This is a genomic window from Nocardia violaceofusca NBRC 14427 (assembly GCF_963869435.1).
In the GTDB taxonomy this organism is placed as follows: Bacteria; Actinomycetota; Actinomycetes; order Mycobacteriales; family Mycobacteriaceae; genus Nocardia; species Nocardia aobensis.
Map to the genome: position 1 here is coordinate 56,329 of NZ_CAWMPM010000026.1, position 14,339 is coordinate 70,667.

Annotated in this window: 16 protein-coding genes and 1 pseudogene; 7 read left to right on the forward strand and 10 right to left on the reverse strand. The window is 69.3% G+C overall.

Going from position 1 to position 14,339, the window contains the following annotated elements:
* The first annotated feature begins 173 nt into the window (after nucleotides 1-173).
* Entirely contained in the window at nucleotides 174-1,310 is a 1,137-nt protein-coding gene (locus tag AC5592_RS21815) for a TFIIB-type zinc ribbon-containing protein (RefSeq protein WP_198163909.1), read from the forward strand.
* A gap of 1 nt (nucleotide 1,311) precedes the next feature.
* Entirely contained in the window at nucleotides 1,312-1,818 is a 507-nt protein-coding gene (locus tag AC5592_RS21820) for a hypothetical protein (RefSeq protein ID WP_063065283.1), read from the forward strand.
* 10 nt (nucleotides 1,819-1,828) lie between these two features.
* Here AC5592_RS21820 and AC5592_RS21825 read toward each other — a convergent pair whose 3' ends face one another.
* Nucleotides 1,829-2,653 (reverse strand): putative protein N(5)-glutamine methyltransferase, encoded by an 825-nt coding sequence (locus AC5592_RS21825; RefSeq protein WP_084506994.1) that lies wholly within the window; start codon nucleotides 2,651-2,653, stop codon nucleotides 1,829-1,831.
* 52 nt (nucleotides 2,654-2,705) lie between these two features.
* Entirely contained in the window at nucleotides 2,706-3,578 is an 873-nt protein-coding gene (locus AC5592_RS21830; protein ID WP_063065284.1) for a YdcF family protein, read from the reverse strand.
* A gap of 180 nt (nucleotides 3,579-3,758) precedes the next feature.
* On the opposite strand from AC5592_RS21830, the gene AC5592_RS21835 reads away from it, so the two are divergent.
* The gene (locus AC5592_RS21835) at nucleotides 3,759-4,607 is read left to right on the forward strand and encodes a bifunctional 5,10-methylenetetrahydrofolate dehydrogenase/5,10-methenyltetrahydrofolate cyclohydrolase (RefSeq protein ID WP_063065285.1); all 849 of its coding nucleotides are present in this window, start codon (nucleotides 3,759-3,761) and stop codon (nucleotides 4,605-4,607) included.
* Here the strand turns inward: AC5592_RS21835 and AC5592_RS21840 are convergent, their stop codons facing one another.
* Nucleotides 4,608-5,339 carry a L,D-transpeptidase gene (locus AC5592_RS21840; RefSeq protein ID WP_306304675.1) on the reverse strand — a complete coding sequence of 244 codons (732 nt, stop codon included), beginning with the start codon at nucleotides 5,337-5,339 and terminating at the stop codon, nucleotides 4,608-4,610.
* 150 nt (nucleotides 5,340-5,489) lie between these two features.
* The gene (locus tag AC5592_RS21845) at nucleotides 5,490-6,146 is read right to left on the reverse strand and encodes a cyclodeaminase/cyclohydrolase family protein (RefSeq protein ID WP_051024656.1); all 657 of its coding nucleotides are present in this window, start codon (nucleotides 6,144-6,146) and stop codon (nucleotides 5,490-5,492) included.
* Between the two features lie 232 nt (nucleotides 6,147-6,378).
* On the opposite strand from AC5592_RS21845, the gene AC5592_RS21850 reads away from it, so the two are divergent.
* On the forward strand, nucleotides 6,379-7,416 hold the full coding sequence (locus AC5592_RS21850; RefSeq protein WP_063065286.1) for an LLM class F420-dependent oxidoreductase: 1,038 nt from the start codon (nucleotides 6,379-6,381) through the stop codon (nucleotides 7,414-7,416).
* Between the two features lie 45 nt (nucleotides 7,417-7,461).
* Here AC5592_RS21850 and AC5592_RS21855 read toward each other — a convergent pair whose 3' ends face one another.
* A complete protein-coding gene (locus tag AC5592_RS21855; RefSeq protein ID WP_036501953.1) occupies nucleotides 7,462-7,800 on the reverse strand; it encodes an STAS domain-containing protein in 339 nt (112 codons plus the stop codon).
* A gap of 271 nt (nucleotides 7,801-8,071) precedes the next feature.
* On the opposite strand from AC5592_RS21855, the gene AC5592_RS21860 reads away from it, so the two are divergent.
* Together AC5592_RS21860 and AC5592_RS21865 are read left to right on the forward strand one after the other, a co-directional pair.
* Nucleotides 8,072-8,485, forward strand: a complete 414-nt coding sequence (locus AC5592_RS21860) for a phage holin family protein (RefSeq protein WP_036501952.1) — start codon at nucleotides 8,072-8,074, stop codon at nucleotides 8,483-8,485.
* A complete protein-coding gene (locus AC5592_RS21865; RefSeq protein WP_063065287.1) occupies nucleotides 8,482-8,745 on the forward strand; it encodes a DUF3618 domain-containing protein in 264 nt (87 codons plus the stop codon). The genes AC5592_RS21860 and AC5592_RS21865 overlap by 4 nt, the downstream gene beginning before the upstream one ends.
* Nucleotides 8,746-8,749: 4 nt before the next feature.
* Here the strand turns inward: AC5592_RS21865 and AC5592_RS21870 are convergent, their stop codons facing one another.
* From AC5592_RS21870 to AC5592_RS21890, 5 genes and pseudogenes are all read right to left on the reverse strand, one after another.
* A complete protein-coding gene (locus AC5592_RS21870; RefSeq protein ID WP_063065288.1) occupies nucleotides 8,750-9,085 on the reverse strand; it encodes a hypothetical protein in 336 nt (111 codons plus the stop codon).
* A gap of 450 nt (nucleotides 9,086-9,535) precedes the next feature.
* Nucleotides 9,536-10,293 (reverse strand): annotated as a pseudogene (locus AC5592_RS21875) (class I SAM-dependent methyltransferase).
* Between the two features lie 46 nt (nucleotides 10,294-10,339).
* The gene (locus AC5592_RS21880; protein WP_063065289.1) at nucleotides 10,340-11,086 is read right to left on the reverse strand and encodes an SDR family NAD(P)-dependent oxidoreductase; all 747 of its coding nucleotides are present in this window, start codon (nucleotides 11,084-11,086) and stop codon (nucleotides 10,340-10,342) included.
* Nucleotides 11,083-12,105 (reverse strand): phosphotransferase family protein, encoded by a 1,023-nt coding sequence (locus AC5592_RS21885; protein ID WP_063065290.1) that lies wholly within the window; start codon nucleotides 12,103-12,105, stop codon nucleotides 11,083-11,085. Before AC5592_RS21885 ends, AC5592_RS21880 begins: the two co-directional genes overlap by 4 nt.
* The gene (locus tag AC5592_RS21890; RefSeq protein ID WP_063065349.1) at nucleotides 12,102-13,310 is read right to left on the reverse strand and encodes an acyl-CoA dehydrogenase family protein; all 1,209 of its coding nucleotides are present in this window, start codon (nucleotides 13,308-13,310) and stop codon (nucleotides 12,102-12,104) included. The genes AC5592_RS21885 and AC5592_RS21890 overlap by 4 nt, the downstream gene beginning before the upstream one ends.
* 130 nt (nucleotides 13,311-13,440) lie before the next feature.
* Between AC5592_RS21890 and AC5592_RS21895 the strand changes: the two genes are divergently transcribed.
* Nucleotides 13,441-14,337: a TetR-type transcription factor C-terminal domain-containing protein gene (locus AC5592_RS21895; protein WP_063065350.1), complete on the forward strand. Its 897-nt coding sequence runs from the start codon at nucleotides 13,441-13,443 to the stop codon at nucleotides 14,335-14,337.
* The last annotated feature ends 2 nt before the right edge of the window (nucleotides 14,338-14,339 follow it).

The following is a 14,339-nucleotide window of genomic DNA, read 5'->3' on the forward strand; positions in this document are numbered from 1 at the left end:
CGCCTGCCACGCGACCAGGTGGCGCGCAGCCAGGCATGACACCGCCCGTCCCGCCGCCCGCCACGACGCCCCTCGGTCGCGGGAACGACCTATCCGGCGGCTTCGAGGATGGGTCGCTACCTCGTATGGCCCCGCAGGGTTCCGCAGATCAGGCCATGCTGCACCGGACCGAAATGACGCGTACCTACCCCTGTACGGCCTGCGGTGGCCAGTTGGTGTTCGATATCGCCTCGCAGCAGTTGCGGTGTCCCAGTTGCGGGAACTACTCGCCGCTGTCGGCGCCGCGGGCGCCGGTCGTCGCGCGGGATCTGCGGCAGGCGATGGGGGAGTTGCGTGCGCTGCAGGCCGTGACCGCCGGGCCGGAGGTCACCGGGGAACGAGAGGTGAAGTGCCAGAATTGCGGTGGCACAACCACTTTCGTCGGCAGTCTGACCGCGACCCGCTGCCCCTACTGTGCCACGCCGATCCAGCGTGACGACGTGCACAATGCTCCCGCCCGGTTGCCGGTGGACGGTGTCGTCCCGTTCCGCATCGACGAGAAGACCGCGCGTGAACGCGTCGAGAAGTGGGTCTCCGGACGGTGGTTCGCCCCGACCGCGTTCAAGAAGTACAAGCGGCTCGGTTCGCTCGCCAGCGTCTACCACGCCTACTTCACCTACGACGCCGACGTGCACACGTGGTATCGCGGTGAACGCGGCGAAGAGTACACCGAACGTTACTGGGACGACGGAGAGCTGAAGAGCCGCACCGAAATTCGCTGGTATCCGGCGATGGGTGAGGTCGGCAACCGATTCGACGATCTGCCGATCCTCGCCAACGACATCGACGACAGCGCACGCGTGGCCGAACTCGAACCCTGGCCGGTCGCGGAGGCCACCGGCTATTCGCCGGAGTACGTCGCCGGGCATCTGGCCCGCACCTACGATCGCGACGCCGAGCAGATGTTCCCGGTCGCCCGCACCCGGATGGAGAAGGTCATCGAGCAGACCGTGCGCGCGGACATCGGCGGCGACCGCCAGCGCGTCCACGATCTGCGGTCGAGCTGGAATTCGCTGGCGTACAAGCACATTCTGCTGCCGATCTGGCTGCTGACCGTGGTCTACGCGAACACCCCGTTCCGGGTCTACATCAACGGCCTGACCGGTGAGGTCGTCGGGCAGCGGCCGTGGAGCAAGGTCAAACTCGCCGCCTTCGTCACGGTCGTGACGCTGCTCATCATCGGCGCGGTCGTCGCCTTCTCGATGTGGCACGGCGGCGGAACCCACCATCACAGCACCGGCCACACCACCGTCGTTCATCACGGGAGCTGACATGTTCGTGCTGCTACTGCTCGTGCCGGCCTTCCTGGTGATCGTGGGCGGGGCGATCGCGGCCGGCGCGGTGGCCCTGGCGCATCAGCGCCGCCGTATCGCCGCCGAGAACCAGGTGGTGCCGGGCACGGCCACCCGCGCACCGTCGGCGTGGGCGCGATCGCACGACCCCGAGGCCCGCCTGCACCGCCGCCTGCGCGATGCGATGACGGCGTTGCGCGTGGTGACCGCATACGACACGGCGGCAACGGTCACCCTCCGGGCCGATCTGGAGCAGTCGGCACTGGCTCTCGACGACCACCTGGTCGCGATCTCGATGCTGCATCCCGACGCGCGCACCGCGCAGCGGGCACAGGCCGAACGTGCCGTCGCGGCGGTCGAGGCGGGTGTCGCCGACTATGCCACGGCGGCCACCCGACCGGATCTCGGTGCGCTCGAGGCGGATATGGCGGAGGTGCGGGCGCGGTTGCGCACGGCCGACGACCTCCGCCGCGGCATCGGCAGCTAGCTCCGGCCGCTCAGCCGGCGTGTGTTCTGGTTCCGCACACCACGGTCGCGCCGTAATCGGGCGATTCCGCGATCGCGGGCCGCAGCCCCGCTGCCGCGACGATCGCGGTCGCGGCGTCGATCTGGGCGGTGCCGATCTCGACCAGCATCCAGCCGCCGACCGTCAGCCACCGCCCGGCGGCATCGGCCACGCGGCGCAGCACGTCGAGCCCGTCCTCGCCGCCGTCGAGGGCGGTGCGGGGTTCGTGGTCGCGGGCTTCCGGCGGCATCCGGGCGATCATCGCCGTCGGCACATACGGGGTGTTGGCCAGGAGCAGATCCACGCGTCCGATCAGTTCGCCGGGCAGGGCGGCGAACAGGTCGCCCTGGAACACCTGCGCGCCCAGCGGTTCCAGATTGCGCCGCGCACACGCCACCGCGACGGTGTCGATATCGGCGGCGAGCAGCTCGACGTCCACCCCACCGGCGCGCAGTGCGGTCGTCGCCGCCAGGCCCAATGCGCCGGAGCCACAACACATGTCGACCACGGTGCGCCGATCACCCGGCCGGGCGGCGGTGCGTTCGAGCGCCTCGTCGATCAGGAACGCGGTGCGCTGCCGCGGCACGAAGACGCCGGGGTCGAGCGCCACCCGGACACCGCGAAAGTCGGCCCAGCCCACCAGATATTCGAGCGGTATGCCTTCGATGCGGCGGGCGAGGAGTGCGGACAGTTCGCCGGGTGAGGAGGCGGCCTGCCGGAGCAAGGCCGCTTCCTCCTCGGCGAAGACGCATCCGGCGCGGCGCAGATCCGCCACGATCGCGTCGGTGCCGGATTCTTCGGATTCGGGGTCGATCACCCCATCATTGTCGGCACGGCGTCAACCACAATTCTTCGTGCGCGAGCACCGGTCAGCGGGCCGCCGGCAGCAGGAAGGTGCGGGTCGCGTCGAGATAGATGCCGCGCTGAGCGGTCTTGCTCGGCGGCGGCAGCTGCGACACCAGCTGGTCGAGCGAGGTCATCGCCCCGACCACGCGGGTGCCGGCGACGATGAAATCGGCCACCGCGCGGCGGATGTGGTTCGGTGAGGTCACCACGACCGCACTGGTCGCGCCGGCGTCTCGCAGCATCTGGGTGCTGAACAGCGCGTTCTGCACGGTCGAATTGGCGCGGTCCTCGACCAGCACGCGGGAGGCCGGAATGCCGTGGCCGATCAGCCAGCCCGCCATCGCCGCCGCCTCCGGCACGCCGTTCTGCGGGTTGCCGCCGGTTACCACGATCGGCGACATCGGCGCCGCGATCGCCTGCAACCACGCGGCGGTGAGCCGGTTGACCAGTTCGGGGCGCAGACTGCCGTCGGGTAGCAGCCCGTAGCCGAGCACGACGATGCCGGTCTGCGGGCCGACCAGCGCCGGGAGCGGATTGGGCAGAGTGCCCACGGCCGCGCCGATGGCGCCGATGAGGTCGCGGGCCCCCTGAGCCATGCCGGGGTCGATGGCCGCCAGCCGGTTGAACGCGGCCTCACGGGTGAGCAGATCGCCGGTGTAGTCCGACCAGATGCCCTGCAGGGCCAGCGCCTGCGCGTCGTCGGGGGTGCTGTCCAGCAGCGAGCGCAGGTCGGCGAGACCTGCGGCGTCGTTGCCGTTGACGAAGTTCTCCTGCGCCGAGTTGTAGAGCGGCGCCGGTCCGTCGGCGGCCGTGGCCGTCGTGGTGAGCGGTCCGGCCAGCAGCGCGGCCGCCGAGGCCGCGACGAGAAGATGTTTCACACGTCTGGCGATGTTCACTGCAGTCGTCACCTTTCCGGGCGAGCGGGATCCCGCGTGGGTGGGGTGGGGCATGGGCACAGCCGTGCCCACCATACGACCCGATTCGGTGAAGGCCCCGGATTTACTCCCGCTCGAGTCGGCATTCGCGCGGGTGGCGGCGGCCGTCCGCGCTGGTGCGCGGCCCGATAGGGTGGCCGGGTGGACACCTTACCGCTGACCGGGAAACAACTCGCCGCCGACCTCAACGCCGAGACGAAGAACCGCGCCGCCGCGCTGGCCGAAGCCGGGGCCGCCCCCCGTCTGGTGCTGGTGGTGGCCAACGACGATCCGGCCAGCGGGTGGTATGTCAACTCATTGCAGCGCGCGGCCGGGCGCCTCGGAATCGACTGCGAGACAAATGATCTCGGTGCGCAGGCGAGTGCGGCGGAGATTCGTGACGCGCTGGCGAAACTCAGCGAGGATCCGGCGGTGCACGCGGTGATGTTGCAGACGCCGCTGCCTGCCGGTGTGGAACTCAACGACGTCAGCTCGGCCATCGCCGCGGCCAAGGACGTCGACGGCGTCAGCCCGCTGTCGCTGGGACTGCTGGCCGCGGGACTGCCCGGATTCCCGCCGGCCACCTCACAGGCGGTGGTGGAGCTGGCCAAGCATCACGACATCGCGCTGTCGGGCCGGCATGTGGCGGTTGTCGGCCGTTCGAACGTGGTCGGCAAACCTTTGGCGCAGCTGCTGCTGGCGGAGAACGCGACGGTGACGGTGTGCCATTCGCGGACCACCGACCTGCCGGCGGTCACCTCGGCCGCCGATATCGTGGTCGCGGCGGCCGGGCGAGCCGGACTGATCGGTGGGGATCACGTGCGCGAGGGCGCGGTGGTCATCGACGTGGGGACCAACGAGGGACCCGACGGTGGCATCGTCGGCGATGTCGACGCCGGCTCGGTGGAAGGCCGGGCAGCGGCACTGAGTCCGGTGCCCGGCGGTGTCGGACCGGTCACCACCGCGCTGCTGATGCGGCACGTGGTGGAGGCGGCCGAAGCGACGCGCTGATCACCAGTGGGTGGTCACCGGATCGCCCACACTCACGTTGTCGTAGTACCACTCGGCGTCGGCGGGGGCCAGGTTGATGCAGCCGTGGCTGACGTTGGAATTACCCTGCTGGCCGACCGACCACGGCGCCGAATGCACGAAGACGCCGCCCGAGGTGAGCCGTTCGGCGAATTCGCCGGTCAGGTAGTAGCCCTCCGGGTCGTCGAGCGGAATGCCGATGGTGCGCGAGTCGAAGATGATGGTGCGGTCCTTCTCCATCACGGGGAAGGTGCCGACCGGGGTCTCGCGTCCGGGCTTACCCATCGAGGCCGGCATGACCCGCGGCGCCTGTCCGGGAATGAACACGGTGAACGTGTGCGCCGACATGTCGGCATCGGCGCTGGTCCCCCCGTCGGTCCGGAATTCGGACCGGGCGTTGCCCGCGGTCACGGTGAATCGCGCATCGGCCGGCAGGTATCCGGTGGAGTTCCAGACCAGTTCCCTGTCGTTGGTCCACGAGAACGAACCGGTCTGCGCGCCGACGTGCACGGACCGTTCGGCGCGGGCGCGATCGGTGACGGGTGCGGTGAATCGGACGGTGATCGGATGGGCGATTCCGACGACGGCGCCGTTGCCCGGTGAAATCGAGGCCACGGATGTGGTCTGTGGTGTGGCCAGCACCGCTGCCGCGGTGCCCGTGGTGACTGCGGCCAGTACTGCGATGACTGTCGCCAGGAACAAATGACGCATCATGTTCCTCATGGCTCCACCCCCTCAGGTGGTTTGCGTATCAGGACCTCGATCCTAGTTCCGGATGATCATGGTCGCCGGAATAGTTTTCGCTTCGTAACGACAGTTACGGTGTGGCAAACCAGGTTTAGCCGAGGGGGTGTGGTAGTGCGATCAGCCGACGACGGCAGCGAGAACGTCTGTGTGCAGCGCGTCCGCGCGGGCGAAGATCTCGTCGATGCGCTGCAGCGTGGGCGCGAACTCCTCGGCCTCGTGGTCGCCGAGCGAGCCGACGTTGATGGCGATATTCAACTGTGAACTGGCGGCGGCGGCGCGGGCGGCATCGGCGGCGGCGCCGATGTCGGTGACCACGTTCGGATTGCCGATCGGCAGCAGATCCGCGGCCAGTGAGAGCACCTCGTCGGCTTCGGCGACCACCGCGGCCGGCACTCGCGCGGCCTGCAGCAGTGCCGAGGCGATCGCCTCCTTGCGGGCCGCGATCTGCTCGTCGGTGTCCTTGGGCAGTTTGTAGGCGGCGCCGACGGCGGTGAAGGCGGTGGCGTCGGCGTCGGCCAGGGCCAGCGCGCGTTCCCGGGCGGCGTCGGCCGCCGCGATGATCCGATCGATCGCCGGGCGGTTGTCGGCGTCCTTGGCGCGGGTGGTGTAGCGGGCGACCATCGCCACCAGGGCGGCTCCCTGGGCGGCGTGCAGCGCCGCGACCGCACCGCCGCCGGGGGCGGGGATCTTGGCTGCGAGATCGTCCAGGTAGCGGCCGATCGTCGACTCTCCGAACGTCGTGGTGTCCGGCGACGATGCGGTGTCCTGAGACATGCTGCGGGGCCTCCCGTTTCGAGGAATCGGCGTGCGGTACGCCGATAACCGTACCGGGCCGCGCGACCGGTCATCGAGCGGGCCGCGCCGCCCTGTCGCGGACGGCGTGCGGGCGGTGTGCAGGATGGAACCCGAGGCCACCCCGGCCGTGGTCGCGGATCGCGGTTTGTGACGGGTGGTGCAGTGCGATAACCTCACTGCAACTAGTTGCATATGAACGGAGTTGCATAAGATGCGGATCGGGTTGGGCATCAACTATGCGGGGGGCTTCAAGGAGGTCGCGGCCGAGGTCGCCGACCTGGAACAAGCCGGCCTGGACATCGTCTTCGTGCCCGAGGCCTACTCCTACGACGCGGTGAGCGGACTGGGCTATCTGGCGGCCAAGACCGAGCGGGTGCAGCTGGCCTCGGGCATTCTGCAGCTCTACACCCGAACGCCCACGCTGACCGCGATGACCGCGGCGGGTCTGGACTACGTCTCCGACGGCCGCTACGTCCTCGGCCTGGGCGCCTCGGGTCCGCAGGTCATCGAAGGGTTCCACGGCGTGCCCTACGACGCGCCGATCGGCCGCACGCGCGAGGTCGTGGAGATCTGCCGCAAGGTGTGGCGGCGCGAACGCCTGGAGTATCAGGGCAAGTACTACACGATCCCGCTGCCCGCCGAACGCGGCACCGGGCTGGGCAAGCCGCTCAAGCTGATCAACCACCCGGTGCGTGATCGCATCCCGGTGCTGCTGGCCGCGCTGGGGCCGAAGAACGTGCAGTTGGCCGCGGAACTGGCCGAGGGCTGGCAGCCGATCTTCTTCCTGCCGGAGAAGGCCCGCGACGTGTGGGGTGAGGCGCTGGCCGCCGGCACCGCGAAACGCGATCCGGAACTCGGCGACCTCGACATCTACGCCGGACCGGCGCTGGCGATCGGCGACAACGTGGAGCCGCTGCGGGAGTTCGTGAAACCGCATCTGGCGCTCTACATCGGCGGTATGGGCGCCAAGGGCAAGAACTTCTACCATTCGCTGGCCACGCAGTACGGGTACGGCGCCGAGGCCGACCGTATTCAGGAGCTGTATCTGGCCGGTAAGAAGGACGAGGCCGCCAAGGTCGTGCCCGACGAACTGGTGCGTGACATCTCGCTGATCGGTTCGGCGAGCTTCGTCAAGGAGCGGGTGGCGGCGTTCCGGGAGGCCGGTGTCACGGTGCTGAACGTGGTACCGCTCGCCGCGACCGCGGGGGAACGGGTCAAGCTGATCGAACAGCTGCGCGAGCTGGTCTGATCGGTCCGGCCGGCAGCCCGTTCCCGGTCTGCCGGCCGTCTCGGCTCAGCCCTGATGCAGCGCCGCGAGCGCGGCGTCGAGGGTGGGATGCAGGGCGAACACCTGATCGAGATTGGTCAGTTTGAGCTGTCTGCTGGTGGCCGGTCCCTCGGCGACCAGGACGATGCGCGTCGCGGAACCGGCCCGCTGATGGGCGGCCACCAGCGCGGCCATTCCGGCCGAGGCCAGGAAACTCACCTGCAACAAGTCGATGATCAGTGCCGCGGGTTTACCGCCGAGGGTCGCCTCGATCGCACTCTCCAGTGCGGGAGCGGTCGCCAGGTCGACCTCGCCGGCCACCGTGAGCACGGTCGCATCGTCGTGCACGCTGACCGAGGTGGTCATCGCGTCGGCGAGGGGATACGCGTCTCCGGAAGTATTGGTCACGGTTGTCAATCTACCTGCTGGGTACTCGTGGCTCTCTCCGGCCGGGCAATTGCTTTCCGGCGCAAAGAGTTAACCGCCCGCCGCACGCGACATTCGTCGCCCGCGCGCACCGGAGGAGGTGTCGCCACCGATTTCGCGGGTATCGCGGGCAATAACCGGAGAGGCGGTTCGCTCGCGGGCGGGGCGAGTTCGCCCGATTCGATCGGTGCCCGGAGGAGTGGTTGGTCAGATGTCGCATATCGAGAACGGCCGAGCGCCGGAGACGGCGTCGGTGGCCGAATTGGTCGGCACGACCACGGAGCAATTGAGCCGGCTGGTGCGCGAAGAGGCGAAACTGGCGGTCGTCGAGGCACAGGGCAAGGCCAAGCGGCTGGGAGCCGGTGCGGGGATGCTCGGCGCGGCCGCCGTGCTGGGGCTGGCCGTCCTCGGCGCCCTGGTCGCGGCCGCGATCACGGCCTTGGCCCTGGTGCTGCCCGTATGGGCGTCCGCGTTGATCGTGGCCGCAGCGCTGGCCGTGGTCGCCGGCGTCTTCGGTCTCCTCGGGCGGACGAGCATCCGCAAGGGGAGTCCGCCGATACCCGAGCAGGCCGCCGCGAACGTCCGGGAAGACGTGGCCGTCATCAAGGAGAGGACTCGGCGATGAACATCCCTTCCGATCCGGAAGCGTTGCGTTACGACCGCGATCTGACGCGCGAGGAGCTGGGCCGCACCGTGCAGGCGCTCAGCGACAAGCTCGACGTGCCCGGCCGCACCCGCGAGCGGCTGCATCGGGGTGCCCGGTCCGCTCAGGACAATGCGGACCGGGCCGCGCAGGTCGTCAAGCAGATTCCGCTGCCGGCGATCGGCGTCACCGCGGCGGGAGCGCTCGCCACGGTCTGGCTGCTGCGGCGCAAGCGGTCGTGACGGATCAGTTCGCGCCCGTGCCGGGTGGCTCCCCGAGCGGCCAGCGCGCGTAGGTGCGTTCCGGCCGCACGGTGATCACATCGGTGACCTCGATGAGTTCGGCGGGCACGATGCCGCCGGGGAAGTGCTCGATGCTGGGCACGATCACCGCCTCGGCATCCTGGGTGATCGCCGCACCGATCAGGAACTGAACCGGGTTGTCGGTGCGATCGCCGAAGGCGACCGTTTCCGAAAGCGTGTAGCCCAGACGTCTTGCCAGACAACGGATTTGCGCCGCATCCCATTCCTGGTGCAGGTGGGAGACCTCCGTGCGCAGAAAGCCGAGGGCCAGAAAAGTCATGGCAGTCCTCCTCGCGTCGTCCGCAATCCGGAACCACCGGCGACGTGGTGTGCGCCCGCCGATCGGTTCCGCCGCTGTACCTCTCGCGGACAGACCCGCGAATACCTAGCAAACTCAGAAGGTATTTCCCGACCGCGAAAGCGGGCAAACCCCTGTCCGGGGGTTGACGCCTTCGCTCGTCCGGTGCTGTTTGCTGGAGTCTGCCGGGGCATCCTCGACGTCAAGGCCCGTTTTCTGTTGATCTTGTGAGCGGCGGCGTCGCCCCGGAAAGGGCAATGAGGTCATCTGTATCGCCGCATCGTGTCCGCTCCCGGGGTGGAGCGAACTCCCGTTGGTGACGGCGAGTGCGGGTGCGTCGCCGCGCGAAATGTCGCCCTTCTCGAGTGGGCCACAGCACATTCACAGCTAACAGTCGGAACCGTGCCGGTGAAGGCCGATAGCCCCGCCGGCTCAGGACTTGACGGCGTCGAACAGCGTGCGTGCGGAGTGAGCGACGAACGACCCCTCCCGCCGGATCCGGTCGTCCAGTTCACGCAGCCGGTCGTGATAGCGATCGACGGTGAAACCGGGGACGAGCCAGATCACCTTGCGCAGGAGGTACACGACCGCTCCGATATCGAAGAATTCCATCCGCAGTCGTTCGTGGCGCAGATCGGCGATCCGCAGTCCCGCGGCGCGCGCGGCGGCGGCTTCGTCGTCGTGGTGGCGTAGGCGCCGGGCCTCGGGTTGCGGTCCGAGGAAGTATTCGATCAGTTCGAAGGCGCTCGCGGGTCCGACGTGCTGCGCGAAGTAGGTGCCGCCGGGCCGCAACACTCGGGCAATCTCGTGCCACCGGACCACGGCCGGATGCCGGCTGGTCACGAGATCGAAGGCGGCGTCGGCGAACGGGAGCGGGGCGTCCTCGGCGGTGGCGACCACCACGGCCCCGCGGGGATGCAACCGCGCGGTCGCCGCGGCGGCGTTCGGCGGCCACGATTCGGTCGCCGCCATCGTCGGCGGGAACGTGTCGGCCTCGGCGAGCACACTTCACCGCCGCCGGTTTCGAGGTCGAGTGCCGCCGTCGCGGTCGCCAGACGCGCGCTCATCGATCGCTGATAACCCCACGACGGCCGCTGTTCGGTGGCCCGCCCGTCCAGCCACTCGAAACCCCAGCCGTGCACCGGTGCCGCCGCGGCGTCGTCGAGCAATTCCTCGAAAGTCCGCTCCATCCGTCGAATTCTGCCGCCGGATCGGAATCCGGCGGCAGGGAGGTCGCTATGCGCGGTAGGCGTCGGTGCCCGCGCGAGAGAGCACGATGTTCGGCACCACCGCCCGCGACGACAACCGCAGCAGGGCATCGACCATTTCGATGATGTCGCCGACGGCGAGCATCTGCTCCGGCGGGATGCGGTCGTGGATCCAGGCGCTCATATCGGTGTCGACATAGCCGGGAGCGAGGGTGGTGGCGCTGATGCCGTAACCGGATTCCTCGGCGTTGAGGGTGGCGATCAGGGAGATGAGCGCTGCCTTGGCGGCGCCGTAGACGGCGAGTCCGGCTTCGGCGTAGACGCCCGTGATCGACGACAGCGCAATCACTTTCGCGCCGCGGTCCGGTGCGGCCGCGGCGGCGGCGCGCAGCATCGGCAGCACGCCCTGGATGAGTTGCAGCGGCGCACGCAGATTGACCGCGAGGGTTTTGTCGAAGCGCCGCATCGAGGTGTCGGCGAGCGGACCGGCGGTGCCGACGCCCGCGTTGAGGATCAGCGCCGACAGGGTGCCGAACCGGTTCGCGTGCTCGGCCACCACCCGGTCGACGCCGTCGGTATCGGACATGTCGGCGGCCACGGCGACGACGTCCGTCGCGCCGGCCGACCGCAGTTGCGCGGCGACCTCGTCGAGGCGTGCGGCATCGCGGGCGGTGACGGTGAGCGAATAGCCCTGTTCGGCAAGGCGGTTCGCGATGCCGAGCCCGATTCCGCGGGACGCTCCGCTGATCAGGGCGGACTTACGATTTCCGGTCACTTCCGGACTCCTTTCAGTGCGCGCAGGCCGGCGGCCATGAACTCCGGTGTCGCCTCGGCCGCGCGTTCGGCGGCGGAGCCGGCATCCGAGCCCCGCAGCGCGCGGTGGGTGATGCCCTCACCGATGACGCCGAGCTTGAAATTGGCCAGGGCGAGATAGAAACCCCACTCACCGAGATCGCGGCCCGAGGCCGTGGCGTAGGCCTGGGCGAGATCGTCGGCGCCGGGCATGCGGTGGCTGGTCCACGCTGCCGGCGAACCGAGCACCAGATCGAAGATCGGTGCCCGGTACACGCACATCAACGCCACATCGGTGAGCGGATCGCCGAGGGTGGACAGCTCCCAGTCGACGACGGCGCGGACCCGGCCGGGATCGTGCGCATCGAGAATGGTGTTGTCGATGCGGAAGTCGCCGTGCACGATCGAGGCGGCCGACCGGTCCGGCACAGCCTCGGCCAGCGCGGCGTGCAGGGTCGTGACGTCGGGAAGTTCGCGGGTCTTCACCCGTTCCCATTGCGAGGCCCACAAATTGACCTGCCGGGTCACGAATCCGTCCGGGCGACCGAACTTTTCGAGTCCGACCGCGACCGGATCCACGGCATGCAGCTCGGCCAGTACCCGGACCAGTTCGTCGACGGCGGCATCGATCTGGGTGTCGGTGAGTGCGGCGAGATCGTCCTGATCGCGGATCACGGTGCCGTCGACGAACTCCACGACGGTCATCGGCGCGCCGAGTACGGCGCCGTCGGCGTCGAAGGCGACCGTCTTCGCCACGGGCACCGCCGATTCGCGCAAGGCGTGGGTCACCGTGAACTCGCGGGCCATATCGTGCGCGGACGGGGTGAGCCCCGCGACCGGCGGGCGGCGCACCACCCACCGCGACACCTCGTCGGAGGCGACGAAGGTCAGATTCGACCGGCCGCCGCTGATCAGGTCCACGCGCAGTTCACCGCGCACGCCGACGCCCTGTTCCCGCAGGAACCGCTCGAGCGCGGCGACATCCATTCCGGGCAGGCTCATTCGGCTTCTCGCAATGCGCGCTTCGCGGCGCCGACCGCACGCTTGGCGATCGCCCACCGATGGACCTCGGACGGTCCGTCGTAGATGCGGAAGGGCCGCACCTCGCGCGACAGCCGCGCCAGCGGCAGATCGCCGGACACGCCGAGGCCGCCGCACATCTGCATACTGCGGTCCACGATCCGGAAAATGGCTTCGGCGGCAAAGGTTTTCGCGATCGAGGTGGCGTTGGCGGCCGGCTCGCCGCGGTCGAGTTCCCAGCACGCGCGGGTCAGCAGCGCGCGCGTGGCGGCGATATCGATCTCGTTGTCGGCGATCATCTTCTGCACCATGCCGAGGTCGCCGAGGCGCGAACCGAAACCCTCGCGCCGGGCCACGTGCGCGACCGCGACGTCGTGTCCGCGGCGGGCGGCGCCGAGCCAGCGCATCACATGCGTCATGCGGGCCGGGCCGAGACGGACCTGGGCGTATTCGAAGCCGCGGTCGACCTCGCCGAGAACGGCCGCGTCCGGCACCAGCAGGTCCTCGAAGAAGACCTCGCAGTGCCCGCCGACCATCGAGCGATCCAGCGTGTCGAGGTGGCGTCCGACCCGGATGCCGGGAGTGTCGGCCGGCGCCAGGAACATGGTCGCGCCGCCGCGCTGACCCGGCTCTCCCGAGGTGCGGGCCATGATGATGAAGAAGCCCGCGCCGTCGGCGCCGGTGATGAACCACTTGCGGCCGTTGATCCGCCATCCGCCCTCGGCCCGGACCGCGCGGGTGGCCAGCGCCGACGGATCGGAGCCCGCACCGGGCGCCGGTTCGGTCATCGCGAAGGCGGACCGCACATCGCCGTGCGCGAGCGGCGCGAGAAACTGCTGCTTCTGCTCCGGGTTCGCGATATGGGCGAGCATGTGCACATTGCCCTCGTCGGGCGCGGCGATATTCAGCGCCGTCGGCCCGAACAGCGAATAGCCGGCCTCCTCGAAGACGGGCGCGCGGTCCGACATTCCGAGACCGTGGCCGCCGTATTCGACCGGCGCGTGCGGCGCGAAGACACCCGCGTCGCGCGCGGCCTGCTGCAGTTCGACGCGGAACGTGTCGCCACCGGCCGCGGTGATATCGCCGTCGTGCGCATCCTCGAGCGGCAGTACCCGATCGCGGATGAAGTCGCGGGTACGTTCGGTCAGTTCGTGTACCTCGGGCGGCAGGGACAGCTCGATCGTCACGTCCACTCCTCGATCTCAGTCGCCGAACGATCGCTCGGCAATCACCTGTCATGCAGACTCGCATGGCAAGATAACGCCTGTCAATTCGGTGTTCTTCGCGCAGCATCGCTGTTCAGGTATTCTGAACATCATGGGTGGTGCGGAGCAGGATCGACACGGTGTGGGCAGCCGGGTGCGGCAGGCGAGAACCGATGCCGGGCTGTCGCTGCGCGCGACCGCGGAACGGATCGGCGTCAGTCCGGCCACCCTCAGCGCGGTCGAGAACGACAAGACCGGCGTCTCGATCGCCCGGCTGCGTGCCTTGGCCGCGGCGCTCGACACCACGGTCGCCTGGCTGATCGACGAATCTCCCGCGTCGCGGCCGGCGCGTCGGCGCCTGCGAACGAGCGGTGCGCCCGAGCGCGACATCGCCCGCGCCTGGCGCGAATTCCCGCCGCTGGACATCGATCCGGTCCTGGCCGCCGCCATCGATTCCTTCGTCGAGACCGGATATCACGGCGCGACCATGCGGTCGATCGCCCACCGCGCCCGGATGAGCGTGCCCGGCGTCTATCACCACTACCGCGACAAACAGGAACTTCTCGTCCGCGCGCTCGACCTCACCATGGACGAATTGCACTGGCGCACAAGGGCGGCACGCGGCGAGGCGATCGGTGGCCGCGACCGTGTGATCCGCGTGGTCGAGGCCCTCGCCCTGTTCCACACCCACCGCCGCGAGCTGGCCTTCATCGGCGCGAGTGAGATGCGCAGTCTCACACCGGACAACCGCCGGCGAATCACCGCATCCCGCAACGAGATTCAGTATCTGCTCGACGCGGACATCGACACCGCCCTGGCCGAGGCGAACCTGCCCGCCGCGCACGCGCGTGTCGCCGGCCGGGCGATCGCCACGATGTGCACGTCGTTGCCGCAGTGGTTCCGGCTCGACGGGCCCGCGACTCCCGAGCAGATCGCCACCGAGTACGCCGATTTCGCCCTCGGCCTCCTCGGAATCGAGACGCGAAACGCGCTACCGGCGACGGACTGAGC

Bases quoted from the DNA above. Each gene is read 5' to 3' on its own strand.
- AC5592_RS21815 (WP_198163909.1), top strand. From the start codon at position 174: ATGACGCGTACCTACCCCTGTACGGCCTGCGGTGGCCAGTTGGTGTTC.
- AC5592_RS21820 (WP_063065283.1), top strand. From the start codon at position 1,312: ATGTTCGTGCTGCTACTGCTCGTGCCGGCCTTCCTGGTGATCGTGGGC.
- AC5592_RS21840 (WP_306304675.1), bottom strand. From the start codon at position 5,339: ATGATGCGTCATTTGTTCCTGGCGACAGTCATCGCAGTACTGGCCGCA.
- AC5592_RS21845 (WP_051024656.1), bottom strand. From the start codon at position 6,146: ATGTCTCAGGACACCGCATCGTCGCCGGACACCACGACGTTCGGAGAG.
- AC5592_RS21850 (WP_063065286.1), top strand. From the start codon at position 6,379: ATGCGGATCGGGTTGGGCATCAACTATGCGGGGGGCTTCAAGGAGGTC.
- AC5592_RS21855 (WP_036501953.1), bottom strand. From the start codon at position 7,800: ATGACCACCTCGGTCAGCGTGCACGACGATGCGACCGTGCTCACGGTG.
- AC5592_RS21860 (WP_036501952.1), top strand. From the start codon at position 8,072: ATGTCGCATATCGAGAACGGCCGAGCGCCGGAGACGGCGTCGGTGGCC.
- AC5592_RS21865 (WP_063065287.1), top strand. From the start codon at position 8,482: ATGAACATCCCTTCCGATCCGGAAGCGTTGCGTTACGACCGCGATCTG.
- AC5592_RS21870 (WP_063065288.1), bottom strand. From the start codon at position 9,085: ATGACTTTTCTGGCCCTCGGCTTTCTGCGCACGGAGGTCTCCCACCTG.
- AC5592_RS21885 (WP_063065290.1), bottom strand. From the start codon at position 12,105: ATGAGCCTGCCCGGAATGGATGTCGCCGCGCTCGAGCGGTTCCTGCGG.
- AC5592_RS21895 (WP_063065350.1), top strand. From the start codon at position 13,441: ATGGGTGGTGCGGAGCAGGATCGACACGGTGTGGGCAGCCGGGTGCGG.